24 protein-coding genes and 1 pseudogene are annotated in these 23,557 nt (G+C 60.9%); 18 read left to right on the top strand and 7 right to left on the bottom strand.

Annotation, left to right across the window (positions count from 1 at the left end):
- Positions 1 to 168: 168 nt before the first annotated feature.
- The 3 genes from M1E02_RS18955 to M1E02_RS18945 form a co-directional block, all read right to left on the bottom strand.
- Positions 169 to 1,140 carry an aldo/keto reductase gene (locus tag M1E02_RS18955; RefSeq protein WP_479375727.1) on the bottom strand — a complete coding sequence of 324 codons (972 nt, stop codon included), beginning with the start codon at positions 1,138 to 1,140 and terminating at the stop codon, positions 169 to 171.
- A 64-nt stretch (positions 1,141 to 1,204) separates the two neighbouring features.
- Positions 1,205 to 2,077, bottom strand: a complete 873-nt coding sequence (locus tag M1E02_RS18950; protein WP_479375726.1) for an aldo/keto reductase — start codon at positions 2,075 to 2,077, stop codon at positions 1,205 to 1,207.
- Between the two features lie 184 nt (positions 2,078 to 2,261).
- Positions 2,262 to 3,716 carry an MFS transporter gene (locus M1E02_RS18945; RefSeq protein ID WP_479375725.1) on the bottom strand — a complete coding sequence of 485 codons (1,455 nt, stop codon included), beginning with the start codon at positions 3,714 to 3,716 and terminating at the stop codon, positions 2,262 to 2,264.
- 85 nt (positions 3,717 to 3,801) lie between these two features.
- Between M1E02_RS18945 and M1E02_RS18940 the strand changes: the two genes are divergently transcribed.
- The 3 genes from M1E02_RS18940 (at position 3,802) to M1E02_RS18930 (ending at position 5,117) form a co-directional block, all read left to right on the top strand.
- On the top strand, positions 3,802 to 4,185 hold the full coding sequence (locus M1E02_RS18940) for a MarR family winged helix-turn-helix transcriptional regulator (RefSeq protein ID WP_479375724.1): 384 nt from the start codon (positions 3,802 to 3,804) through the stop codon (positions 4,183 to 4,185).
- A 351-nt stretch (positions 4,186 to 4,536) separates the two neighbouring features.
- Complete coding sequence (locus M1E02_RS18935) at positions 4,537 to 4,701, top strand: hypothetical protein (RefSeq protein ID WP_479375723.1); 165 nt, start codon at positions 4,537 to 4,539, stop codon at positions 4,699 to 4,701.
- Positions 4,702 to 4,826: 125 nt separating this feature from the next.
- On the top strand, positions 4,827 to 5,117 hold the full coding sequence (locus M1E02_RS18930; RefSeq protein ID WP_479375722.1) for a hypothetical protein: 291 nt from the start codon (positions 4,827 to 4,829) through the stop codon (positions 5,115 to 5,117).
- Positions 5,118 to 5,295: 178 nt separating this feature from the next.
- Here M1E02_RS18930 and M1E02_RS18925 read toward each other — a convergent pair whose 3' ends face one another.
- Positions 5,296 to 5,505 carry a dodecin gene (locus tag M1E02_RS18925; protein WP_479375721.1) on the bottom strand — a complete coding sequence of 70 codons (210 nt, stop codon included), beginning with the start codon at positions 5,503 to 5,505 and terminating at the stop codon, positions 5,296 to 5,298.
- 194 nt (positions 5,506 to 5,699) lie between these two features.
- On the opposite strand from M1E02_RS18925, the pseudogene M1E02_RS18920 reads away from it, so the two are divergent.
- The 3 genes and pseudogenes from M1E02_RS18920 (at position 5,700) to M1E02_RS18910 (ending at position 7,898) form a co-directional block, all read left to right on the top strand.
- A pseudogene (locus M1E02_RS18920) lies at positions 5,700 to 6,092 on the top strand (DUF1304 domain-containing protein).
- A 121-nt stretch (positions 6,093 to 6,213) separates the two neighbouring features.
- A complete protein-coding gene (locus tag M1E02_RS18915; RefSeq protein WP_479375720.1) occupies positions 6,214 to 7,557 on the top strand; it encodes an acyltransferase family protein in 1,344 nt (447 codons plus the stop codon).
- A complete protein-coding gene (locus M1E02_RS18910; RefSeq protein ID WP_479375719.1) occupies positions 7,554 to 7,898 on the top strand; it encodes a GNAT family N-acetyltransferase in 345 nt (114 codons plus the stop codon). Before M1E02_RS18915 ends, M1E02_RS18910 begins: the two co-directional genes overlap by 4 nt.
- 12 nt (positions 7,899 to 7,910) lie before the next feature.
- On the opposite strand, the gene M1E02_RS18905 is transcribed toward M1E02_RS18910, so the two are convergent.
- Complete coding sequence (locus M1E02_RS18905; protein WP_479375718.1) at positions 7,911 to 8,648, bottom strand: GAF and ANTAR domain-containing protein; 738 nt, start codon at positions 8,646 to 8,648, stop codon at positions 7,911 to 7,913.
- 253 nt (positions 8,649 to 8,901) lie between these two features.
- Here M1E02_RS18905 and M1E02_RS18900 point away from each other — a divergent pair, with 253 nt between their 5' ends.
- The 5 genes from M1E02_RS18900 to M1E02_RS18880 all read left to right on the top strand — a co-directional run bounded on the left by M1E02_RS18900 (position 8,902) and on the right by M1E02_RS18880 (position 13,681).
- Positions 8,902 to 9,501 carry a hypothetical protein gene (locus M1E02_RS18900; protein WP_479375717.1) on the top strand — a complete coding sequence of 200 codons (600 nt, stop codon included), beginning with the start codon at positions 8,902 to 8,904 and terminating at the stop codon, positions 9,499 to 9,501.
- Positions 9,502 to 9,667: 166 nt separating this feature from the next.
- The gene (locus M1E02_RS18895; RefSeq protein ID WP_479375716.1) at positions 9,668 to 10,903 is read left to right on the top strand and encodes a PP2C family protein-serine/threonine phosphatase; all 1,236 of its coding nucleotides are present in this window, start codon (positions 9,668 to 9,670) and stop codon (positions 10,901 to 10,903) included.
- Positions 10,900 to 12,906, top strand: coding sequence for a glycosyltransferase family 2 protein (locus M1E02_RS18890; RefSeq protein WP_479375715.1), 2,007 nt, complete (start codon positions 10,900 to 10,902; stop codon positions 12,904 to 12,906). Before M1E02_RS18895 ends, M1E02_RS18890 begins: the two co-directional genes overlap by 4 nt.
- Entirely contained in the window at positions 12,903 to 13,232 is a 330-nt protein-coding gene (locus M1E02_RS18885; protein ID WP_247043422.1) for an STAS domain-containing protein, read from the top strand. The genes M1E02_RS18890 and M1E02_RS18885 overlap by 4 nt, the downstream gene beginning before the upstream one ends.
- Entirely contained in the window at positions 13,232 to 13,681 is a 450-nt protein-coding gene (locus M1E02_RS18880; protein ID WP_479375714.1) for an ATP-binding protein, read from the top strand. Before M1E02_RS18885 ends, M1E02_RS18880 begins: the two co-directional genes overlap by 1 nt.
- Here M1E02_RS18880 and M1E02_RS18875 read toward each other — a convergent pair.
- On the bottom strand, positions 13,678 to 14,262 hold the full coding sequence (locus tag M1E02_RS18875; RefSeq protein WP_479375713.1) for a dTMP kinase: 585 nt from the start codon (positions 14,260 to 14,262) through the stop codon (positions 13,678 to 13,680). The two genes, M1E02_RS18880 and M1E02_RS18875, sit on opposite strands and share 4 nt — an antisense overlap.
- A 298-nt stretch (positions 14,263 to 14,560) precedes the next feature.
- Between M1E02_RS18875 and M1E02_RS18870 the strand changes: the two genes are divergently transcribed.
- From M1E02_RS18870 to M1E02_RS18850, 5 genes are read left to right on the top strand one after another with little or no spacing between them, the layout of a single operon-like run.
- Positions 14,561 to 16,159 (top strand): pyridoxal phosphate-dependent decarboxylase family protein, encoded by a 1,599-nt coding sequence (locus M1E02_RS18870; RefSeq protein WP_479378219.1) that lies wholly within the window; start codon positions 14,561 to 14,563, stop codon positions 16,157 to 16,159.
- Positions 16,156 to 17,556 (top strand): lysine N(6)-hydroxylase/L-ornithine N(5)-oxygenase family protein, encoded by a 1,401-nt coding sequence (locus M1E02_RS18865; protein ID WP_479375712.1) that lies wholly within the window; start codon positions 16,156 to 16,158, stop codon positions 17,554 to 17,556. Before M1E02_RS18870 ends, M1E02_RS18865 begins: the two co-directional genes overlap by 4 nt.
- On the top strand, positions 17,553 to 18,110 hold the full coding sequence (locus M1E02_RS18860; RefSeq protein ID WP_479375711.1) for a GNAT family N-acetyltransferase: 558 nt from the start codon (positions 17,553 to 17,555) through the stop codon (positions 18,108 to 18,110). Before M1E02_RS18865 ends, M1E02_RS18860 begins: the two co-directional genes overlap by 4 nt.
- Positions 18,107 to 19,972 carry an IucA/IucC family protein gene (locus M1E02_RS18855; RefSeq protein WP_479375710.1) on the top strand — a complete coding sequence of 622 codons (1,866 nt, stop codon included), beginning with the start codon at positions 18,107 to 18,109 and terminating at the stop codon, positions 19,970 to 19,972. Before M1E02_RS18860 ends, M1E02_RS18855 begins: the two co-directional genes overlap by 4 nt.
- A gap of 46 nt (positions 19,973 to 20,018) precedes the next feature.
- On the top strand, positions 20,019 to 20,789 hold the full coding sequence (locus tag M1E02_RS18850; protein ID WP_479375709.1) for an SDR family NAD(P)-dependent oxidoreductase: 771 nt from the start codon (positions 20,019 to 20,021) through the stop codon (positions 20,787 to 20,789).
- A gap of 111 nt (positions 20,790 to 20,900) precedes the next feature.
- Here M1E02_RS18850 and M1E02_RS18845 read toward each other — a convergent pair whose 3' ends face one another.
- Complete coding sequence (locus M1E02_RS18845; protein WP_479375708.1) at positions 20,901 to 22,481, bottom strand: MFS transporter; 1,581 nt, start codon at positions 22,479 to 22,481, stop codon at positions 20,901 to 20,903.
- Positions 22,482 to 23,083: 602 nt separating this feature from the next.
- On the opposite strand from M1E02_RS18845, the gene M1E02_RS18840 reads away from it, so the two are divergent.
- Positions 23,084 to 23,278 (top strand): hypothetical protein, encoded by a 195-nt coding sequence (locus M1E02_RS18840; protein WP_479375707.1) that lies wholly within the window; start codon positions 23,084 to 23,086, stop codon positions 23,276 to 23,278.
- Positions 23,279 to 23,296: 18 nt separating this feature from the next.
- Positions 23,297 to 23,557 (top strand): hypothetical protein, encoded by a 261-nt coding sequence (locus M1E02_RS18835; protein WP_479375706.1) that lies wholly within the window; start codon positions 23,297 to 23,299, stop codon positions 23,555 to 23,557.

Below are 23,557 nucleotides of genomic sequence, written 5' to 3'. Positions count from 1 at the left end.
CGTGCCGCAGAGCAGTCGCGCCCAGAAGTCGCTTTCGTTCTCAGGTCTGCAGTGTCGAACACAACAGTCTGCCTGGTGATCTTCATCGCGCTATCTTTTCACGGAAGCCGGTAAATGCAGAGTGGTTTGCGGCAGCTTGAGTCATCGCTGGGCGATTACTTTCCTGAGCTACCAGGCGTAATCCTCCGGGGCAGTCCGGTGCCCCGGAAAAATGTCGTCGAGCCGCTTGAGTGCATCGGCATCCAGCTTCACGTCCAAAGCCCGGAGGGCGGCGTCGAGCTGCTGCTGGGTGCGTGGGCCGACGATCGGGGCCGTCACCACCGGCTGATGCAGGAGCCACGCGAGGGCCACGTTACCTGGTTCGAGGCCAAGATCGTCAGCAAGGTCCTCATACTGCTGGATCTTGTCCCGGTGTTTTGCCAAGGCCTCGGCTGCGCGGCCCTGGGTGCGTCGAACGCCGTCGTTCTCCTTCTTGAGAACGCCACCGAGCGGACCGCCCTGAAGCGGAGACCAGGGGATCAGTCCCAGCCCGTATTGCTGTGCGGCGGGAATGACTTCCAGTTCCACCGCGCGTGTCAGGAGGTTGTAGATGGATTGTTCGCTGACAAGTCCGGTGTAGTTGCGGCGGGCAGCGGCTTCCTGTGCCTGGGCAATGTGCCACCCGGCGAAATTGCTGCTGCCGGCATACAGGATCTTGCCCTGCTGGACTGCCACCTCCATAGCCTGCCAGATCTCGTCCCACGGAGTGTCCCGATCGATGTGATGGAACTGGTAAATATCGATGTAGTCGGTCTGGAGCCGCTTGAGGCTCGCGTCTAGGGCCCGGCGGATATTGAGGGCGGACAGCCTCGATTCGTTGGGGCGGTCGGTCATGGTGCCGTAGAGCTTGGTGGCCAGAACCGTCCTTTCACGCCGCTCGGCGCCCTTGGCGAACCAGCGGCCGATGATCTCCTCCGTCCAGCCGCGGTGCTCAGCCCCTCCGTAGACGTTCGCCGTGTCGAAGAAATTGATGCCGGAGTCAAGCGCGGAGTCCATGATGGCGTGGGAATCGCCTTCTTCGGTCTGCGGTCCGAAGTTCATGGTTCCCAGGCACAGGCGCGAGACTTTCAGGCCTGAGCGGCCAAGATGTGTGTACTGCATTGTCAGTTCCTTTGGGTGGATGTGGAGGAGATCGGAGAGAGACCGGCGGAGGAGTGTCGCTGGCCTACATTTGCGTAAAGGCCGCGACGGCGGGATCGGACCCGATGCGTGCTCCGGACTCCAAGGCGGCAATGGATTCCATTTCCGCCTGCTTGAGCTGGATGGATGTGGCAGCCAGGTTCTCCCTCATCCTTGCCGAGTCCGCGGATTTTGGAATGACGATGGTGCCTTGGGCGAGATGCCAGGCAAGGACGATCTGGGCTGGAGTAGCCCCGTGACTGGTGGCCAGTTTCCCTACCACTGACGCCTCAAGATCCGCACCCTGGCCCAGCGGGCTGTAGGCCTCGACGGCAATCCCCAAAGAGCGGCACTTGGCCGCCAGATCCCGCTGCTGGTAGGTGGGGTGGAGTTCTATCTGGTTGATGGCGGGAACAACCTCGGCCTGGGCAAGGAGGGTGTCCACATGCTCGGAAAGGAAGTTGGAGATGCCGATGGCCCGCGCCTGGTTGTTGGCATAGATCTTCTCCATGGCCTGCCACGCGTTGACGAAGAGCCCTTGGGAAGGAACGGGCCAGTGGATCAGGTAAAGGTCCACGTAATCCAAGCCAAGTGCCCGAAGGCTGTTATGGAAGGCTTCGAGGGCTTTCCCCTGCTCCCCGTTGCGAAGCTTCGTGGTAACAAAGAGTTCTTCCCGCGGGAGTCCGGAGGATGCTATCGCGGCACCCACGCCGGCCTCGTTGCGGTAGGCAGCAGCCGTATCAATGTGGCGGTACCCCGCTTCCAGGGCATCCTCGACCACGCGTTGCGTCTCTTCCGGCGGGATCTGGAACACCCCAAACCCAAGTTGCGGGACCTTGATTGCGTTATTCAGGGCGATGTCCGGGACGCGGCCAACTGGGATTTCGCGGGTCTGCGGGCTCTTTGGAAAATCTGACACTGTTGGCTCTTTCCGATCGAGGGCGGTCTGAGAAAGCGTTTTCGCTTCCGCTCTTTATCGAGCCTAAGCATTTTCAGCCTTGATGTCAGCAGGATCGGGCCCGCAAATCTGCCAGTTGCACACGTTTGCGGGGCCCGGTCCTCTTTCCCGTCCGCCTTCAGTCCGATGACTGGAGCGAGACCGGCTATCCGACCGTCGCCAGCACCTTTGACCGCCGTGCCGGGGCCGCCGCGATGGCGAGGGCGGCGATGGCCACAACACCACTCAGGATCAGGCCCGGGCGGTACTGGGCCAGCATCTCGGCAGCAGTGGATTGCGTCTGGGCCCCGTGGCCGCTGATGACGGCTGTGGTGACTGCGAGTACCAGTGCTGCACCAACCTGTGTACTGGTCTGAATCAGTCCGGCAGCCAGCCCTTGCTCGGAGTTGCGGATGCCCGCCGTCGCCTGGACGTTGATGGAGGGAAATGCCAGGGCAAAGCCTACGCCGAGCAGAAGGATGGAGGGAAGGATGTCTATCGCGTAGTTCGGCGTAGTTCCGACCCGCAGGAACAGGATGTAGCCCAGGGTCAGTGCAGCCAGGCCAACCACAATCAGCCGCGGAGCCCCGAACCGGTCAATGAATTTGTCAGCAAACGGTGCCGTAGCCACCACCAGCAGTCCGGCAGGCAGAAGCGCCAGTGCCATGCTCAGGGGGCTCCAGCCGAGGACCGACTGCAGGAACATGGTCACGATGAACTGGAAGCTGAGGTAGGAGCCAAAGAGGCCCACAGCACTCAAGTTGGCGCGGGCCACCCATCCTTCCTTCAGAATGCTGAAGCGGATAAGGGGATGGGCAACTCTCTTTTCGATCACGGCGAAGGCTGTCAGTATTGCGGCGGAGATTGCGAACCCGGCGATAGTTGCCACAGATCCCCATCCCCGCTCCGGTGCTGAAACCAGGGTGTACACGAGGCCCAGCATGCCCAAAGCCAGGGTCACGGCGCCCCAGATATCGTGGCCGCTGTCCTGTTCCTGATCCGCCGGGTTGTCCTTCGGGATGAATTTGAGGCCCAGAAGAACGACGGCGATGGCGATGGGTACCGAGACCAGGAAGGTCCAGCGCCAGCTCATGGTAGTCATGAGACCGCCCACCACCAAGCCCAGGGAGAAACCGCTGGCGCCGAACGTCGAGAAGATGGACAGCGCGCGGTTACGTTCACGTCCTTCGGCGAAGTTAGTGGTGATGATGGAAAAGCCGGTAGGCGCAGTGAACGCGGCAGCGAGTCCCTTGATAAAGCGGGTAGCGATCAGGAGGGTGGGGTCATCCACGAGTCCGCCCAGCAGTGAGGCTGCGGCGAAGACCGTGAGGGCAATTAGGAAGATACGACGGCGGCCCAGCAGATCGGCCAGCCGTCCGCCCAGGAGCAGGAGACTTCCGTAGCCGAGCACATACGCGGACACGATCCACTGGAGCGAGTCGGTGCCAAGGTTGAGTTCCTGACCGATTGAGGGCAACGCGACACCCACCATGGAGACGTCAAGGCCATCGAGTGCAAGAACGGTGCAGAGAACCAGAAGCAGCATCCATTGGGCACGGTTCCAGCGGACGGGTGCGTGCTGTTCTCCAGCTGATCTCTCAAGAGTGGAAAGTGAAGTCATAACCGTCAATCTATATGACGCGTCATCTAATGACAAGGAATATTATGACGTGGACATTATTAAGTGGATCTACTAGAATGGCGTCATGGAAATGGCGCAGGATCGTGAGCTGGTGGAGCAATGGCGCAGCATACAGAGCGCCTACTTCCGCACTGCCGGAGCCATCGACCGCGAGCTTGAGGCGAGGTTCAACATCGGGCTCAATGAGTTCGAGATCCTGGACCTCGTGGCGGAAAATGCCGATGCCTGCCGTATGAAGCAGTTGGGGCAGCGAACCCCCATGACCCAAAGTGCGTTGTCCAAGGTGGTTGACCGCCTTCAGAAAGCCGGTTTGATAACCCGGCAGTCGTGCGAGGATGACAGGCGGTCACTGTTCCTTGAACTTACTGACGCCGGCCGTGCCTTGCATGCGGATGCCGCCGTCGCTCACAGGACCTTGCTCCAGGAGAACCTGACTCAGTCCAGTTAACCAAGCAGCCCCCGCAGTCTGTGAATTGGTCCCGGAAAGTTGGACTCGCAAATGCGATGTCTGTGTTAAGACTGGCTCACGCTGGCCTCCTCCCTGCTGGCGTTGAATGGAACGCTGCCGTTTGGTTGCCGATTTGGTTGCTCGCCCGCAGCTCCGGGCCGAAACGGAATGAGTCCGAAGGCGAAGGACAGCTGAACAAGATCAAGTGAACCCCTGCAATGGGGCGTGAGTAGTAACGGCGGGAAATTGAACGCTAAGGCTCGCCGCGGGCCGAACGGGCATCGTATGGGCTGGATCATGCTGCCAACCAGGACGACGAGACCTGTCCCGCTGCCGGCCGAGAGGATGAGCATGCCAATTCCAGGCCAGAACTCCAAAGTTTCCCTCACAGCCGTAGACACTGTGACGCCGACTTTGGAGATGCTCTGGATGGAGAACTCCACAGCATCTCCGGTTGAGAGCACCTCGCCGTCCCGTGTGACTACCGAGATCACGAACAGCTGCTGTGCACCGTGAGGGTGGGCGCCCGCGCGTCCTGGAGCTTTTTCGGTAGGAGCCGTGACTGTTATGGTCGGAGCATGAAACGCGGGTTCGTGTCAGCTGGGCTGCTTCTGTTGCTGACCCCACTGCTAGCTGGCTGTATGGGCGACTACTTCGCGTCCGGCGAATGCGACGATCTTGCGAACGAGCTCTCCCCGGTCATCGAGAAGTCCATCGGGTCCGCGCCATCCATAAACAGCGCTTGGGGCGACGGCGGCATGATGCCATGGTGCCGAATCGACTTCTCGACGACCAAAGAGTATGTGCCCGACGATGAGCGCCTCAGCGCGCTGAAGTCCGAAGTCGAGGCCGGAATGGCGGACTGGTCAAGCGGCGTCGTCGTGACAATACATACGGGCAACGACCGCAGCATTGAAGTTCTTTCGCCTTGACGAACAGGACTCAACCCCACAACCGGTTCTACCGTGCTTGCTCGCCCTCTTTTGGGGTTTCCGTTGTTTGGGAAGTGGATCCAGGGACGATACCGGGTTATCTGGTCACAGCAGCCCCCGCAGTCTGTGAATTGCTCCGCGGGGGCTGGTTTTGTGGCCGGTGAATACCGGGAGCTGCCTAGCGCTCCAAGCGGAATCCGAGCTTCATAGTCACTTGCCAATCGGCAACGGCCCCGTTTTCCAGATGGCCCCTGATTTCTTTGACCTCAAACCAGTCCATGTTGCGAAGGGTCTTGGCGGCCTCAGCGAGGCCGTTGCGGACGGCATCATCGACGCCTTCTGTGGATGTTCCGACAATTTCAGAAATGCTATAGGTGTGGTTAGGCAACGTAGCTCCTCGTGATCCTCGTCGATACCCGGGCCGGCCGGGCCGTCTCTGCAGAGTATCGGACGGAGCCGGGTCCAGCTAGGCCTAGGCGGGGCTTACCCGGGCCTCGAGGACGTACGTTAATCAGGCCTCCAGCGGGCCGTAGGACTCCAATGCGAACAATCAAGTAAGAAAGGGGGGCTAGGATCAGCTAAATGATCCTGGCCTCCCTTATCTTCGCGACCATCGCAGCGCTCCTCCACGTCTACATCTTCACCATGGAATCCCTCACGTGAACCCGGCCTGCAACCTGGAAGCGCTTCAGCATCTCCTCCCAGGCTGATGCCGAAACCACCAGGTCTCTCGCCTACAACCAGGGTTTCTACAATCTCTTCCTGGCCATCGGTGCCTTCGTAGGCATCGCGGCAGTTGCCCTCGGCCAGCCCGTTGTGGGCTGGACCCTGATTTTCGGCAGTTGCGGGTCCATGCTGCTGGCCGCCGTGGTGCTGGCCCTGAGCGGGCGAAAGTTCCTCCGCGCGGCCACAACACAAGGCGCCACCCCTCTGCTCGCTGTCGGGCTGGGAATTCTGGCCCTGCTGACGGCCTAAGCCTGAGGGTGAAACAGTAACGGCAGAGGGCTGGCGTGGCGTTGCTGGCACTTAACGCGGCCACGGGCGGAGAATGAGAGTAAGCAGTCGGGTTCTGAACCCGTGTTCATAGGGGAACGCAATGGGCCTTCCAGCGGGGAAGCCGCAGGTCGTGGATCGGGGGGACACGCCGCCACGGGACCTGGTGATCGACCTTGCCCGCTTCTTCTGCCTGTTGCTGGTGGTGGTTAGCCACACCATGATGGTCAGCCCCGTCCTTCATTCTGATGGAACGGTGACGTCGGAAAACACCTTGGGCAACCAGGACTGGTTCGAGCCCGTGATCTGGATCTTTATGGTCATGCCGCTCTTTTTCGTGGCCGGGGGAATCACCGGACTCCAGTCGTGGCGAAGGCTGCGCAACCGGGGCGGAACCGGCGTCGAATTCGCCCAGGCGCGGCTGCTGCGCCTTATCCGTCCCGCCGCCGCCTTGCTCGCGGTTATGTTTACGGGCCTCTGGGCCGCACTGTTGCTCGGCGTGCATCCACAGGTGATCCAGCTTCTTGCCTCAGGGGCGGGAATGCCACTGTGGTTCCTGGCAGCCTACCTCGCAGCGCAATTGAGCATCCCCGTCCTGGCCAGGCTGCATGAGCGCTCCGCGTGGCTTACGCTCGGCGGGCTCGCGGCGCTGGTGGTGGCCGTTGATTGCTTCCGCGGCGTCCTGCCGCTTCTGGCGTACGCCAACATGGTTTTCCTCTGGTGCGCGGTGCAGCAATTGGGATTCGTGATTGCCGACGGCCATGTCAGGAAGCTGAGCCGCACAGCATTGGTGGCGCTTATTGCTCTGAGTAACCTTCTCCTGGCTGTTCTGACCGGGTTGGGCCTGTACCCGGGGAACATGCTGGTGAACCTGAACCCGCCCAACCTGACCCTGCTGCTGCTGGGCATTTCCCAGGCCGCCACTCTTGAGCTCTTCAGGCCAGGGCTCACTTCTGTGGCTTCCCTAATGTGGGTGCAGAAGGTCCTCGCGGTTGCGGGCCGCCGTTCCATGACCGTCTACCTGTGGCACCTGCCCCTTCTTGCCGCAATGTCAGGATTGTGGCTCCTGACTGACTTCCCCAAACCTGCAGGCGGCACGGCTGAGTGGTGGTGGTCCCGTTCGGTGGTGCTACTGGGATTGATCACGCTCCTGCTTCCCGTGCTGGCGCTTTTTGGGCGGTTGGAGGATCGTCCGACGGCGTCCGTCCACACCCGCCGCCGGCACGCCGCTGCTGTGGCGACCGCAGCCGTCGTCGTCTTTATCCCCGTGACTGATGCCGCCTTTAACGGCCTGACTTTGGGACTTCTCGGCGGGGGAGCGGCATGTTTTACCTTGGCTGCGCTCCTTCTGGGCCGCGTTCCCGCCAGATTGCCTGCGGAGAGCGTCGCTGGCGGCTCGGAAGCGGCATTGCCACCGCCGCCGTTTAGTGCCAATGTCGAATCATGACGGAGAACATGGTATCCACCGAGGACACGTTCAGCCCGGACGTTTCAACCCTTCGCAATGACGCCCTCCACCGCTACGAGCTGCGGGTGGGCAGTAAGCTCGCGGTTCAGTTGCGGTTCATCGACCGCCCCGGACATATCGACTTCATCCAGACGGAAACAGCTGAGGAGTTTAAAGGAAAAGGACACTCCAAGGTTCTGGCACACTTCGCCCTGGATGACGTCTTGGCCTCTGGAAAACGGATCATTCCGCACGACCCCTTCATCGCCGGTTACCTGAGGAAGCACGAGGCCTACGAACTCTTTATTGACTGGCCGGAGACGCCCGCAGGCGCTGGGTAGGCAGCCTTTGGCCTAGGGCATGAAATGCGTCGACGGCGCAGAGGCGGCAACGCTCTTCACCAGTTCCTCGGCCACGAGCCTGAGCTTCTTATTGCGCCCGCTCGATGCCTTTGCCAGGATCCTCAGGGCCTCCTCCTGTGAACAACGATTCTGCGCCATGATGATCCCGGCAGCGAGGTCGATCGCTGTCCGCGACTCCATTGCCGCGCGCAGATCATCAGCCAACTGCTGACGCGCCCCGATCCGCACCGCAAGCCTTAGCGACTTTTCGGCATGACGGGCAAAGGTCTCCGCGAGGCCGATGGCCGTGGCATCGAAGGCTTCCGGCACTGGCGCGAAAACATTGAGAGCGGCAGCTGCGCCCTCATCCAGCGCCAGCGGGACTCCGAGTACGCTGAACTGTCCCAGTGCTGAGATCGCGGCTGCATACTCGGGCCAGCGCATATCAGTCCGAGTGTCCCGTACCAGCACGGTGGTCCCGGTATTCATCGCCTGGAGGCACGGCCCCTCGCCGAAATTATGCTGGATCTCATCGCAGGCGCGGGATGCCTCGCTGCTCCAGCCCGCAGTGGTGGTCCGGTGGCGCCTTTGCAGGGTGACGGCGCAAGTGACCTCCAGGCCCATGGCCTCGGAGAGCGAGGCGGCCGACAATTCACACAGTTCGGCGAGGAAGCTGCCGACGTCCGGGCTGTCTATTACGAGGTCCTGAAGACGTTCAGCCACTGAGGTATCAACTGCCATGTCGTCCATGTGCCAATTCTAGTTCCGCTCCCCGAAATGCACCGTAAGAATCGGGCCCTGACTTGTGGCCCGCAATCCCGGCCTCATAGGGTGTAAGGGAGTTAAGAAGTTGGCTCCTGGATATTCTCTTGACGTATCGGTGGAGAAACCCTTGAACCACAAACTGCGTGTCACAGTTCGCGTTGATGTTGAACCCGGGCGCGTAACCCTCCTTACGGCCGGTTGCCTTACACGGTCAAACTATCCGGTTCTGTTGCACATTATGCGCCGTTCCCAACGGCTCGCCAGCGGTGCATCCCTCCAGGTAGACCTGACCCAGACCACCCATGTGGACCTCGAAGTGCTGGAGTACCTGCGGCACATCGAAGGCAGGGAAGCCGCAGCCACGGATGGGACAGACGGGGATGACACCCTGCCCCCTCCCTATCCCTTCCATCTGACGCTTAAGGAGCCCGCAGAGCTTCCCGTTTGCCTTGTCCATGCGGGGGAGGCCGGGGAGCGGATGGCGGGACTCGGTGGCGAAATTCTTTCCGGACTTGGCAGCGACAATATGTTGTCAGCCGGGGTAGGGGATCTTGGATCGATTGCTGGAAGCTCGCACGCCGGCGATGGAATGCCTGCGTCGGAAGGGGGAGTGGACCTCTCCTTCTACTTGGAGGGCACTCTGGATCCCGTATCCACGGTTGCCGCGATGTCCGACGAAAACCTCGCCGAGCTGACTGACGCCCTATACCGGCACCTGGACACCCGGAAGCCGCTCTTCGGTGCCCACACTTGGTATGACTTTGCTGCAGATGAGCTGCAGCACCGGCATGCAGAGGGCTCAGACGCGCCGCCGCAAGACGAGTTGGCGCTGGGCTAGGGGCCGGATGGAGACCCGGCCCGAAATCCAGATAGTTCTCCCCATTTTGACGCTGTGACAGATAGGGTGGTCTCACCCGGATTGCCGGTGCGGTTCCACGGTCTCAGCCAGGAACCGAACCTTCGGAAAGCAGTCCGGGAAGGGATCAATGCAGGGGGGCCTGGCCGTGAAGAGCCAGAAGATTGAGGACAACCCAAGTGGGCAGTGGGGACTCCCGCCCGAAGACGCCGCCAACCGGCAGGCAAGGGCTGTAGCCCGGCTGGACATTGTGGGCACGCCACCGGAAGAGCGGTTTGACCGCATCACCAGGATGGCCCGCATGATGCTTGCTGCTCCGGTTTCCACCCTGGCCATCTTCGACGGGGATACCGCATGGTTCAAGTCGGTGGACGGCTTCGCTCGCCGGGAAGTGCCTTTGCGGGAGGCCTTCTGCGCAGTGACAGGGCAAACCCGTGAACGCCTCGTTGTTACGGACGCAATCCGTGATCCCCGCTTCAGGAGCCTCCCGGATGTTGCAGGCGAAGCCAACCTCCGTTTTTATGCCGGCCAGCCGCTCCTGGACCGCAATGGGCAGGTAGTGGGATCGTTTTGCGTCTACGACGTAGTGCCCAGGGTTTTTACTCCTGAACAGGAGGCCGCCTTCTCGGGGCTTGCGGCCTGGGCGCAGGCTGAACTCCTGCAAACCTCGGACATGGAACGGGCGAGGGAAGTCCAGCGGGCACTGCTCCCTGTTCAAGTACCCAGGATGGCCGGCTATGCAATGGCGGCAACCAGTTCGCCGTCGTTCCATATTGGCGGTGACTACTACGACTGGCTCCGGACCGATTACGGAACGGCCATTGGACTAGCCGACGTCATGGGTAAAGGCACGGCTGCTGCCATTATGAGCGCCACAACGCGCTCCGGCCTCAGAACAGCGGCAGAACTGACCCGCCGGGACGCTGATGGCCGTTTTCAGCTGGGGCGCATCATGTCCAACCTGGGGCGGATCCTCAACCCCGACCTTGCCCGGGCGGACATGTTTGTCACCGTCTTCCTGGTCCACTTGGAACAGAGCACCGGACGGGTGGACTTTGCGGATGCCGGCCACGGATTCTGCGTGGTGACTGCCCCTGACGGATCCTTCCGGCGCGTCTCGGGAGACGGCTTGCCGCTGGGAATTGATCCGGAAGGAAGATGGAGCCAGTCGGCCTTCACGCTTGGCCCTGGTGAAACCATGTTGATTTTCTCCGACGGGCTTTTTGACCTCTTTGGCGGTACCTCCACCTCTTTCGAAGGGATCGCCCAGCTGATGGCGGCCAACCAGGATCCGCAAAAGCTGGTTGACACCATAGCCGTTCTGGCATCAGCAGGCACTCCCCTGGACGATGTGACGGCCGTGGCGGTCAGGAGAATGGCGTGAACCTTCGCCTGTTCGCCATACGGGTTGTGGTCCTTTCAACAGCCATCCTTGGGCTTAACTACATCCTCTGGCGCTGGATGGATTCCCTTAACTGGGAGGCGTGGTGGATTGCGGTTCCCCTGGTAATGGCCGAGACGTACTCCCTGCTGGATTCCCTGCTGTTTGGCCTTACGATGTGGAAGTTCCGGGAGCGGGACAAGCCGGCTGCACCGCCTGACGGGCTGACAGTGGACGTTTTCATCACCACTTATAACGAGCCGCTGGACCTCGTTATGACCACGGCCAGGGCTGCCAAGAATATTGATTATCCGCACACGACATGGATTCTCGACGACGGGAACCGCCCGGAGCTGCGGAGGATCGCCGCTGCTGAAGGGATCGGTTGGATCACGCGGTCTGAGGACTGGGCCAACCGTCCACGCCATGCGAAAGCGGGCAACCTCAACAATGCTCTGTTGTCTACTGACGGCGAGTTCATGCTCATTCTGGATGCGGACCAGATTCCCGATCCGAGGATTCTCCACCAGACTTTGGGCTATTTCAACGATCGCCGCATGGCCCTGGTCCAGACACCCCAGGTGTTCACCAACGTGCCTCCCCATGATCCGCTCGGCAGCCAGGCCCCTCTCTTCTACGGCCCCATCCAGCAAGGCAAAGACGGCTGGAATGCCGCGTTCTTCTGCGGCTCCAACGCCATCATCCGCAGGGAAGCACTGATGCAGTTGGGTGTCATGAGATACGTTTCCGAAGTTGAACTCTCGCTCAACAAGGCACTCAAAACAGCAGGAAAAGTGGTGGCTAAAGCGCGGCGGGAGCTTGGCCCCGGCCAGGAACGGCTTGCGGCAGCGCTCACCACGGTGGCGGTTGATCTGCAGGGCGTGAAGCGGGAACTGCGAGAGGGGCAGGGCATCGCCGATGTCACCTACCGCTTCCAGCGCAGGGTGGACGCACTCGCCCGTGAGCTGGTGGCCCATGATTTTGAGGCCCTCAATGCCGAACTCAGTTCTATCGAGGGACTGGCCCGGACCGTGCACGTTGACGGTTCCCTCGCCGTCGTGGATAACGCGGCGCTGGACCGCTTCTCCCAACGTGACTGGTCCCCGCTGGGTGCGATCGAAACTGTCCGCGTGCTCATTGACTCTGTCAATGCCGAAAAGGATGGTGAGGCGCAAGCCGTGATGCCCATCGCTACCATCTCCGTGACCGAGGATATGGCTACGTGCATGAGGCTTCACGCCCTCGGCTGGCAATCCGCTTACCACCACGAGAAACTCGCCGACGGACTGGCGCCCGAGGACCTCGATTCCATGCTTACGCAGAGGCTTCGCTGGGCGCAGGGAACAGCGCAGGTCATGTTTCGTGAAAACCCGTTGCTGCAGAAGGGCCTGAGCCCCGCTCAACGGATCATGTACCTGGGAACCATGTGGACGTACTTGTCCGGGTTCGCGGCCGTGATTTACCTGGCTTCGCCGGTCATCTTCCTGACCCTGGGAATCCTCCCCGTGAACGCGCTCAGCAGTGAGTTCTTCGTGCGGCTGCTGCCTTTCCTGATCGTTAACCAGCTCTTGTTCCATGTGGTGGGCAGGGGAATCAAGACGTGGCGGGGGCAGCAGTATTCGCTGGCCATGTTCCCAACCTGGATCAAGTCTGTGACGTCTGCGTTCGGGAATGTGTATCTTGGCCGGGACCTGGATTTCCGGGTGACGCCAAAGACTCTGCAGAAGCGGACCAGCTTGCCCTGGTATCTGATCAAGCCGCAGCTGATCGCGATGGCCGTGCTGGTTCTGGCCGTGGTGGTGGGAATTGTGCGGATGTTGCTCGGCGGGGCGGACACAGTGGGAACGCTGGTCAATTGCCTCTGGATTGCTTTTGATCTCTTGATTCTCAGCGTGGTGATCGAGGCGGTGCGTTACCCGGGCTATGAGGCGTGGTTGGCTGAGAACAGTAAGAAGGCCGGCAGCGAAGGGCATGCAGGACACGAGAAGAAAGAGGTTCGCCCATGATCGAGTTCATCAATGACACACTGGCCAACGGTGTTGGCGTCATCCGGCCCATCGGTCGGCTCAACATGGTCTCTGCGCCGCATCTTGGGGCAAACATCGAGGCACTGATCAATGGGGGCACCGTGAGGTTAGTGGTGGACCTCGCGGGCACTGACTTCATCGATTCTTCAGGGCTTGGCGCTCTCATTACCGGCCTGAAGAAATCAAGGCAGGCAGGAGGTGACCTCCGGCTTGCCAACCCCACGCCGCAGATCACTGCTGTGCTCGAGATGACAAACCTCAACAGGGTCCTTCAGCCGGTGGCTTCCGTGGAAGAAGCTTATTGATGAGCCGGTTCAGCCTTCGTGCCGACGGGGTGCCGGAGAGCTTGGAACTTGTTCACGAACTGCTTGACCAGGTGTGGGAGAGTGAGGCCGGAATCGAGCTGATGGAGCGCATCCGTTTTGAAACGGCGCTCATCGAGGTGGCTTCCAATATCATCGAACATTCCAGGCCGGCGGCTTCGGATCCCATCCGGTTTCGGTTGGAACTGGAATGCTCCCCTGAGCGCCTGTATGCGGAGTTCCATGACAATGCGAAACCTGCCGGGATAGATCTTTCCGCAGCCCCGCCTGCCCAGGATCTGTCTTCCCTCGACAACATCTCCTCTTCAGGCAGGGGACTCGCACTGGCCAAAGTGGCCCTCGATGAGTTTTCCTACGCCAAGCTGGATTCCGGCAACAAGTGGACGCTGATGTGCAAGCGGAACGCGTCCCAGGACACACTTGGCAGCTAGAGCAGGCTTGCTGCAGTAACAGGCCGCGCTGAGTGTGCTTCAAGCAGTTGTGACAGCCCTGCCAGCACCTCATCAGGGGTCCCGCTGGCATCGAGTTCAAGGAAGTCCTCGTATTCCGGCAGTGAGCGGTAGGCGGCATCAAGCCCGCCCAACTCCTCGAGCGACTCCGTGTCAGTGGCGCGCGCCAGGACTCTCTGGAGTGCCTGCCCCGGATCAACAACAAGATGGACCACCATGTCCGGTGTCGGGAGTATGCGCAGGAGATAAGGCAAAAAGCGGCCACGGGGAAGACCTTTTGCCTGGCGCAACGCGAGCTGGCAATACAGGTGCCGGTCCATGACTACCAGGCCAGGATGGTTGTGGGCCCGTGCATGGGAAACCAGCACATTTAACGTCCGGATAGTGGTTTCAATCAAGTCAGCAAGGCGTCCATGGAAGCGGACCCCACATCCGTCTGCCAGCAGCGACATCCGGCGCCGCCCAGCGTAATTGCTCAGCAGCAGTGCTCCTTGATCCCGAGCCAGGGCTTGGGCGGCGGTGGTCTTTCCTGAGCCGTCAATTCCTGTCAGTACAATCAACAAGCGGTTTCCCTCCGTCATGAGTTATTAACCCTAACCTCCCTGCCCGGCAGAGTGGGTGTGATGTCGCAGGTCTCACACCGAATCCCTCTGGCCTGCGGTGCCGGAAGCGGAATTCTGCCCTGATTTTGCCCGGCAGAAAAGTCAATGACGGCTAAAGTACCTGCATTCCCGAGTGTGAAATGAATTACATCACATGAGTTTGACGTAAAGGCGAACCTAAGTAAGGCTTACCTTGCTCTGCAACCCCACACTGCGATCAAAGGAAGCCCACGTGACGTTGCCGTCCCCTCTGGATGAAATGCCTGCCGACGTTCCGGCCAAGCCCGCTCAGGACTTTGGTTCCCGCGTCGAGCTGGCGCTTTCAGCCACCAATCAGCTCTTCAACGCCCGCAATTCGCCCCGGTACGTGGCCCAGGTCCTGCAGGGTGTTAACGCCGTCGCCACCAAGCTGGACCGCACCACCCGGCCCTTCACCGGTGTCCAGCCCGGCGAGTTGAAACTGAGGGTGGACGGCGTAAACCTGGAGCAACCTCTCCCGGATACCGCTGCCGCCCTTGAAGAGCTGGAGACGCTGTACCTGAGGGACGCCATCTACTTCCACGACGCCAAATACGCCGCCCACCTAAATTGCCCGGTCGTGATTCCGGCGCTGGTAGGCGAAGCCATTCTGTCGGCGGTGAATTCTTCCATGGATACGTGGGACCAAAGTGCAGGGGCCACCATGATCGAACGGCGCCTCATCGACTGGGCCGCCGAACGGTTGCAGCTGGGACCTGCAGCGGACGGAATATTCACCTCCGGCGGCAGCCAGTCGAACTTCCAGGCGCTTCTGATCGCCCGTAACCATGCAGCAGCAGAGCTTCGCAGGAACGGCGAGTGTGACGGAACAGCAGCCCTGCGCCTTCCTGCTCTGCTGGACAAGATGCGAATTTTCACGTCGGCAGACAGCCACTTCAGTATCCGCAAGTCAGCTTCCATGCTTGGCCTCGGGTACGACGCCGTCGTCTCCGTTCCCTGCGATTCTGACCACCGCATGGACCCAGCCGCCCTGGCCTCGGCGTTGGCGGAATCGCACGACGCCGGACTGGTCCCCATGGCTGTTGTGGCCACTGCCGGGACAACGGACTTTGGCGCTGTGGATCCCTTGGCTGACCTGGCGGCGCTGGCCCGGGCTTATGGAGCCTGGTTCCACATTGACGCTGCCTACGGTGGCGGACTGATGGTTTCGGGGGCTTACCGCCACCTTTTGGAGGGAACCGGCCTCGCCGATTCAGTCACCGTTGACTTCCACAAAACGTTCTTCCAGCCCGTGAGTTCCAGCGCGCTGCTGCTTCGTGAGTCCTCCATGCTGGGCCATGTGACCTACTACGCCGATTACCTCAACCCGGAAAGCGCCGCACGCGCCGAAATTCCGAACCAGGTTGATAAGAGCATCCAGACCACCCGTCGGTTCGACGCCCTCAAGCTGTGGCTCACCCTGCGGATAATGGGCGCAGACGCCGTTGGTGCGCTCTTTGACGAGGCGATCGATCTTGCTGCCCGGGTGGGCGAGGTACTGGCGGAGGATCAGGACTTTGAACTGGCCGCCAAGCCGCAGCTCAGCACCCTTGTATTCCGCTACCGGCCACACAACGCCGATGGTTCGCGAGTCCAGGAAGGGGTGGCCGACGTCCTCAACCCGGCTATCCGTTCAGCAGTGTTCGCATCGGGCAAGGCTGTTGTGGCCGGCACAACGGTAGCCGGCAGGCATTATCTGAAGTTCACCCTTCTCAACGCCGAGGCCACTCTTGAGGACATCGCGGAGATCATCGCCCTGCTCCGGACCACCGGTGAAAACCTGCTGCCCGATGTGCTCGCTGCCCACTCGGATCCTTCGACTGCCGGGGTGCGCGCATGAACACGGCAACAGCCAGCGAAGTGAACCGCAGCAATTCCGCAGCACGCGTCTACGATTTCGCCGGGATCGGCGTCGGGCCGTTCAACCTGGGGCTGGCAGCCCTGAGCGAGCCTGTTGACGGGCTCGACGCTGTATTCCTCGAGCGAAGGGAGTCCTTCGACTGGCATCCGGGCATGATGCTCGAGCCCGCCCACCTGCAGGTGCCATTCATGGCAGATCTGGTGACGCTGGCCGATCCGACGTCGCAGTATTCCTTCCTGAACTTCCTGAAGCAGACCGGGAGGCTTTACCGCTTCTACATCCGGGAAAACTTCTATCCGCTGCGCGCGGAGTACAACCAGTACTGCCAATGGGTTGCAGGGCAGCTCGAGTCAGTACGCTTCGGCACCGACGTCCGGGAGATCAAGTACGACGACGGCGTGTACACACTGTCGGTGAACGGTCCGGACGGGCCCGAGGTGCTCCGGGCGCGGCGGCTGGTGCTGGGGACGGGGACGTCACCTTATGTGCCGGACTCCTGTACTGGCGTGATTGATGCCGGCGGACTTGTCCTCCACAACGCCGACTACCTGTCGAGGAAAAGTGAGCTGCAGTCCAAGGCCAGCATCACCATCGTCGGCAGCGGGCAGAGTGCGGCAGAGATCTACTATGAGCTGCTGCAGGAGATCGACGTCTACGGTTACCAGCTCAACTGGGTCACCAGGTCCGGGCGGTTCTTCCCGCTCGAATACACCAAGCTCACGCTGGAGATGACGTCCCCGGAATACGTGGACTACTTCCATGAGCTCCCGGAGGCGCAGCGGGACGGGCTGATCAAGAGCCAGAAGAACCTGTACAAAGGCATCAACTCCGAACTCATCGACGCCATCTATGACCTCCTCTACACCAAGAGCCTGTCCGGGCTGGTGGACACGAGGCTGCTGACCCACTCCGCCCTCACCGCGGCCTCGTGGGACGCCTCCGCCGCATCCCACACCCTGCAGTTGCGGCACGAGGAGCAGGGCCAGGACTACACGCTGGAGACCGACGCGGTGGTTCTTGCCACCGGCTACAGCTACCGGGAACCCGGGTTCCTCGCCGGCATCCAGGACCGCATTGAACGTGATTCCCGCGGCCGGTTCGCCGTGAACCGCAACTACAGCACCGGCGTCGAACCCTCTGAGATCTTTGTCCAGAACGCGGAACTGCACACGCACGGGTTTGTGACCCCTGACCTTGGCATGGCCGCATACCGAAACTCCTGCATTTTGCGGGAGATGACCGGCACCGAGGTGTATCCGGTGGAGAGGAGCATCTCCTTCCAGCAGTTCGGTGCGCCGGGGCAGGACATATCAGGACAGGGACCCTCAGCTGAGAGCGCGGCTGGTTTGCCGGACGCATTGGCGGTCCGCGGATGAGTTTCACATTCCGTTGCCTCGATGCTGTCCACGACGCGCCATTGCTTCACAGCTGGGTCACCAAGCCCTACGCCTCATTCTGGGGAATGCTGACAGCCGGCCTCGACGACGTTGTAGAGGAATACTCCAGAATCCAGTCGAGCGGCCATCACCATGCGCTTCTGGGGCTCGACGGCGCTGAGCCGGCCTTCCTCATGGAGGAATACCAGCCGGACTCATCACCCCTTGCAGCCGTTTACGCTGTGCAGTCCGGTGATATCGGGATGCACCTCCTGGTGGCGCCGCCCCCGGAACAGCCTCGGTCCGGCTACACCACCGCGGTCATGACGGCCGTACTGGAGCACCTGTTCCAGAAGCCTGGCATCGAGCGTGTGGTTGTTGAGCCGGATGCCCGAAACACCAAGATCCATGCACTCAATGAACGGCTGGGATTCCAGCCTGCAGGTGTGGTGGACCTTCCGGACAAGCAGGCGCTGCTGAGCTTCTGCACCCGCGCCGACTTCCATGTTGCCCGCGACCTCATCGAACACGACCTCCAGGGAGCCACCTTATGAGCACCATTGCACTCGAATCCGTGGTGGCGGCAGGACATTCTGCTGCCCACCTAAAACCGGAACTGTGGGCAAAGGCCAACCGCCACCTGGTACGCAAGGCGCTCGCCGAATTCTCACACGAGAGGATTTTGTCTCCCGAGAAGGTCAGCCCTGCCACGGGGACCGACGCAAAAGGCGAGGGGATGGCGGACTCCTACCGCCTCGTCAGCGACGACGGCCTGGCCGAGTACACGTTCGCGGCCCGGCGGTTGGAACTGGATCACTGGTCAATCGACGCCGCCACCATCGCCTGCACTCGGAACGGTGCAGAAGCAACCGTTGATGCCTTGACCTTCATCACCGAATTCCGGGACACCCTGGCCATCCGGGAAGAGATGCTCCCCGTATATCTGGAGGAAATCAGCAGCACGCTTGCCAGCCATGCTTTCAAGCAGTGGATGGGGCAGCCGTCGTCGGCCGAGCTTGCTGTTGGAGTCACTGGGGGAGCTGATCCGAGTATCGACTTCCAGACCATTGAGCGCAGCATGACGGAGGGGCACCCGTGCTTCGTGGCCAACAACGGCCGCCTGGGCTTCGGCATTGCGGATTTCCGTGCGTTTGCGCCCGAGACGGGAGCGCCTGTCCAACTCGACTGGATCGCGGTGCATAGAACCAAAGCGGTTTTCACGTCCAGTGAAGGACTGGACTACCGCGGACACCTCGAGGCGGAACTGGGCAGCGATGCCGCCTTTTTCGATGCCGAGCTCCGAAGCCAGGGCCTCGATCCGTCTGACTACTTCCTAATGCCGGTGCATCCTTGGCAGTGGGAAAACAAACTGACCGTCACTTTCGCCGCCGAAATCGCACAACAGCACATTGTGCACCTGGGGATCGGGGCGGATGCCTATCAGGCCCAGCAATCCATCAGGACGTTTTTTAACACAAGCGAGCCAGAAAAATGCTACGTCAAAACGGCCATCTCCGTGCTGAACATGGGCTTCATGAGGGGACTCTCGCCCTATTACATGAAGGCCACCCCTGCCATCAATGACTGGTTGCAGGAACTGATCGACGGCGACGAGGCGCTCCAGTCGCGCGGGCTGGCCATGATCAAGGAAGTGGCGGCCATGGGCTACCACAATGGCTACTACGAGGCCGCATCTGCCAAGGGCTCGCCCTACCGGAAGATGCTCTCGGCGCTGTGGAGGGAAAGTCCGCTTCCGTTGCTCCAGGACGGCCAGCAGCTAACCACCATGGCATCACTGCTGCACGTGGACAGTTCAGGCAAACCTTTCGTTTCAGCCCTCATTGCGCGGTCCGGGCTTGCCCCTTCGGACTGGATGCGCCGCTACTTTGAGGCATATCTCATCCCTCTGGTCCACTGCCTCTTCCGCTACGAACTTGCGTTCATGCCACATGGCGAAAACGTCATTCTGGTGCTCGAGAACGGGGTGCCGGTGCGCGCGATCATGAAGGACATCGCCGAGGAGATCGTGGTGATGGGGGAGAGGCTGGAACTGCCGGAGGAAGTCAGCAGGGTCAAGGCTGACATCCCCGACGGCGAGAAGGTCCTTGCAATCTTCACTGACGTGTTCGACTGCATCTTCCGCTTCCTCACCGCTCTTTTGGAGGAAGATGCGGTGATGAGCCAGGAGACATTCTGGCGGACAGCGGCCGAGGCCATTCGCGATTACCAGGCGCAGCATCCCGAACTCTCGGATCAGTTCTGCAGGCATGACCTCTTTGCCGAGGACTTTGAGCTCTCCTGCCTGAACCGCCTTCAGTTGCGGAACAACCAGCAGATGCTCGATATCTCTGATCCGTCAGGCGGGCTCCAGATGGCGGGCCGTCTGAAGAATCCGCTGGCCGCCTTCGCAGGCTGATCTTCAGTCCCTGCCGCACGGTAAGCCAGCCGACTAGTCTGAGACCATGGGCATGCCAACAGGAACAACAGCATTGATCACCGGTGCCACAGCCGGACTGGGCGCCGAGTTCGCCCGCCAGCTGGCCGAACAAGGACATCAACTCGTACTGGTGGCACGGGACCAGGAGCGGCTGGATGCTTCCGCCGCGGAGCTGGAGAACCTGTACAGCATCTCCACTGAGGTGATCGTGGCAGATCTTACGGACGACGCAGGGGTGGCAGCCGTCGTCGAACGCTTGTCCGCCGAAGCGCGTCCCGTGCAGATTCTGGTCAACAATGCAGGGTTCGGGCTGCTCAAGTCCTTCGAAGAGAATGACATTGAGGAGGAAAAGAGGCACCTGAAACTGCTGGTGGAGACGCCTATGGTGCTGAGCCATGCTGCGTTGAAAGCGATGCTGAAGCGTGGCTCCGGAAGAATCATCAACGTGGCCAGCGTGGCCGCGTTCCTTCCGCGGGGAACCTACTCCGCGGCCAAGGGCTGGCTTGTTGCCTTTAGCCGCTGGGCCAACCTCGCCTACTCTCCGCAGGGTGTCACTGTCACGGCCGTTTGCCCCGGCCTGACCCACACTGAGTTCCACGACCGCATGGACATGGACAAGTCTGTGGCCCCTCGATGGATGTGGCTGCATCCGGATCGTGTGGTCCGTGAAGGCATTGCCGCGAGTGAGCACGGCAAGGCGGTTTGGATTCCGTCCAAGCGGTACCGGTTCATGATGGCTGCGGCGCAGGTACTGCCGGCTCGGCTGACGACGGGACCGCCACGGCGGGCACGGTAGTGGTTCGGTTAACGCTCTGAGGCCCGCTCTCCGTGCTTCCCCCAAGTGGGAGCATGCAGAGCGGGCCTCAACGTTGTTATTAGGCGCCTGTTTCATTTGGCGCCAAGGCGATCAGACGCCGGCCGGGACCTTCTCCGGCTCCTGCCCTGATGCCGGAGTATCGAACGGCAGATCATCGAGGTCGATGTGTGGGTTCTCGTCCTGGGTCGCAACCAGCTCTTTGGCTTCAGCCACGGTGTCCACGCTGGGCATGGACCCAGGCAGGGGGCGGTTGGCGGATTCCTTGAGGAAGTAGATGGCAACTGCACCTATGGCCGAGGTGGCCATGAGGTAGTACGCGGGCATCATGTCATTGCCGGTGCCCTTGATCAGAGCGTCGACGATGAAGGGCGTGGTCCCACCGAAAATGGCCACAGCGAAGTTGTACGCGATTCCCATGGCTCCGTATCGGCTGGCCGTGGGGAACTGCGCGGGGAGAGCCGAGGCAAGGTTGGCCACGTAGAACGCCACGGGGAAAGCGACCAGAGACAGGCCAGCGAGTGTCGACCAGGTTTCCCCGATTCCGATCAGCAGGAACGCCGGGGTAGCCAGGACTACTGTGCTGAGGGCGCCGATCCATAGAACAGGACGGCGTCCAATACGGTCGGACAGCTTCCCCGTCAGCGGAATGCACAGGCTCATAATCACCAGGACGGGAATGGTCAGCAGCGTCCCATGGACAGGATCGTAGCCCTTGGACTCGGTGAGATAAGTAGGCATGTAAGAGGTCAGGGCGTAACCGGCTGTGTTGGCGGCAGCTACCAGGGTCATGGCGACCAGGAGCGAGCGCCAGTAGGCCTTCACAATTCCGAAGGGACCCTTACCGGTGACCAAGGGGGCAGCGTCCGGATCCTGCGCCGCTGATTCCTGGGCATCCAGCGTGGCCTGGAACTGAGGGGATTCCTCGATCTTGTTCCGGAAGTAGATGGCGATGAGACCCAGCGGTCCGGCGACCAGGAACGGTATTCTCCAGCCCCATTCCTCCATGGTGGACTGACCAAGCGTCAGTTGCAGGACGGAGACCAATGCGGCGCCCAAGGCGAAGCCCAAATAACTGCCCATGTCCAGGAAGCTCGCGAAGAACCCGCGGCGCTTATCCGGGGCGTATTCGCTCACGAACGTGGTTGCGCCGGCGTATTCACCACCGGTGGAGAAGCCCTGCACGAGCTTCAGGATGACAAGAAGCGCAGCGGCCCAGATGCCGATCTGCGCATAACCCGGCAGAAGTCCGACGGCGAACGTGCTCGCCGCCATGAGCATCAGGGTTGCTGCGAGTACCTTCTGCCGGCCGATCTTGTCGCCAAGCCAGCCGAAGAAGACTCCGCCCAGCGGGCGGGCAATGAAGGTGGCGGCGAAGGTTCCCAGCAGGAACAGTGTCTGGACTTCGGCGTCGGCCTCTGGCAGGAAGACAGGTCCCATGGTGGTGATCAGGTAGCCGAATACGCCGACATCGAACCATTCCATCGTGTTTCCAACGATGGTGCCGCCCAATGCTTTCTTCAGCATGGGCTGGTCTACGACGTTGACGTCGGACTCCTTGAGCCGTCGACGCGGTATGAGCTTTTTCCTGACACCTGTTGGTGCGATGTTGTTGGTTCCGCTGGCGCTTGTGGCGCCCGCTGAAGAGTCGGTCATGCTTCGGTCTGTGGGCATTTGGGCAACTCCCGTGGAGGTCATTTGCTTGCGACTTGTAGCTGCCCCGCTCCGGGCAGGCCTTCAATTTTACGCGATGTCTATGGCTTTTCCGATTCTGGTGCCGTATCATCCCGCCATTTCGGCCTTTTCGAGAGATAGATATCAGACATTTTTTGCCCGGTTCTGCCCTGTACTGGCGCGGATTTTTCGTACTTGCGCCCGCGCCATTCAAATTTTTTTCAAGAAGTAACGCCGAAGGCGGCAATTGTCCGCCATTTAGGGGTCAGGATCTGGGGAATCCACGGGTGAGAAGAGCTTCCCGAATTGGTCCCGGTTCCGGGGTTCACAAGTTGTCTGATTATTGTTTATGGTTGAGCCATGGGAACACTGATTTTTGAGTAGCCAGGCCGGTCGCTTGCCATCGCAGCTGTCGATGGTCCGATCGCCACGTTAACCACAAAAACTCTGCGCTTGAAGAGACCATACCTTCGCGTTGTTCCCATTTTTGATGCTCTGTCATCGGCGATTTTCCTCAGGGGCTATTTCTGCCGTGGGGTATCCGGGTCCACGCGGTACCGAGGTTTACGGGCTGCTGAGAGCGCTCGGATAGGAGATAAATCATGACCAAGCCGAAAGATTCCGGCAAGGAGCAGGACAGCTCCAAAGGCATCAAGTCGAAGCTGACAGAAGCCCAGAAGGAGATGCTGGCCAGTAAATCGCGCGGCGGAACAACGTCGCAAAGTGTTGGCCATAACCACAAGCCCACCCACACGAGCGGCAAACAGGGGCCCGCCGAGAAGAAAGTCCGCTGGTAGGTACAGGAAGGACAAGCAATGGCTGAACAGCAGGCTGAACAAGAAATCAAAGCCGAAATCGCGGAGCACCTGGTGGCCTCTATGAATCAAGTGCTTCTCCCCGAACCCGCGCCCCTTGGACTGGCAAAGATCCCCGGCGAAGGACCACAATGGCCGGCCGGGAACGGCAAGCGCCGCCACGCCAAAGAGAGGGGCAACGGCCATGGACGGATGGGCCAAGGGGCGGCGGTAACTGCCGTCCACCGGACCAGCACGCCGCAGATGCCGCACTCCTCCTAG

It is taken from the genome of Arthrobacter sp. Z5-13 (assembly GCF_056499105.1).
This window is presented reverse-complemented; position numbering and strand designations above follow the sequence as displayed.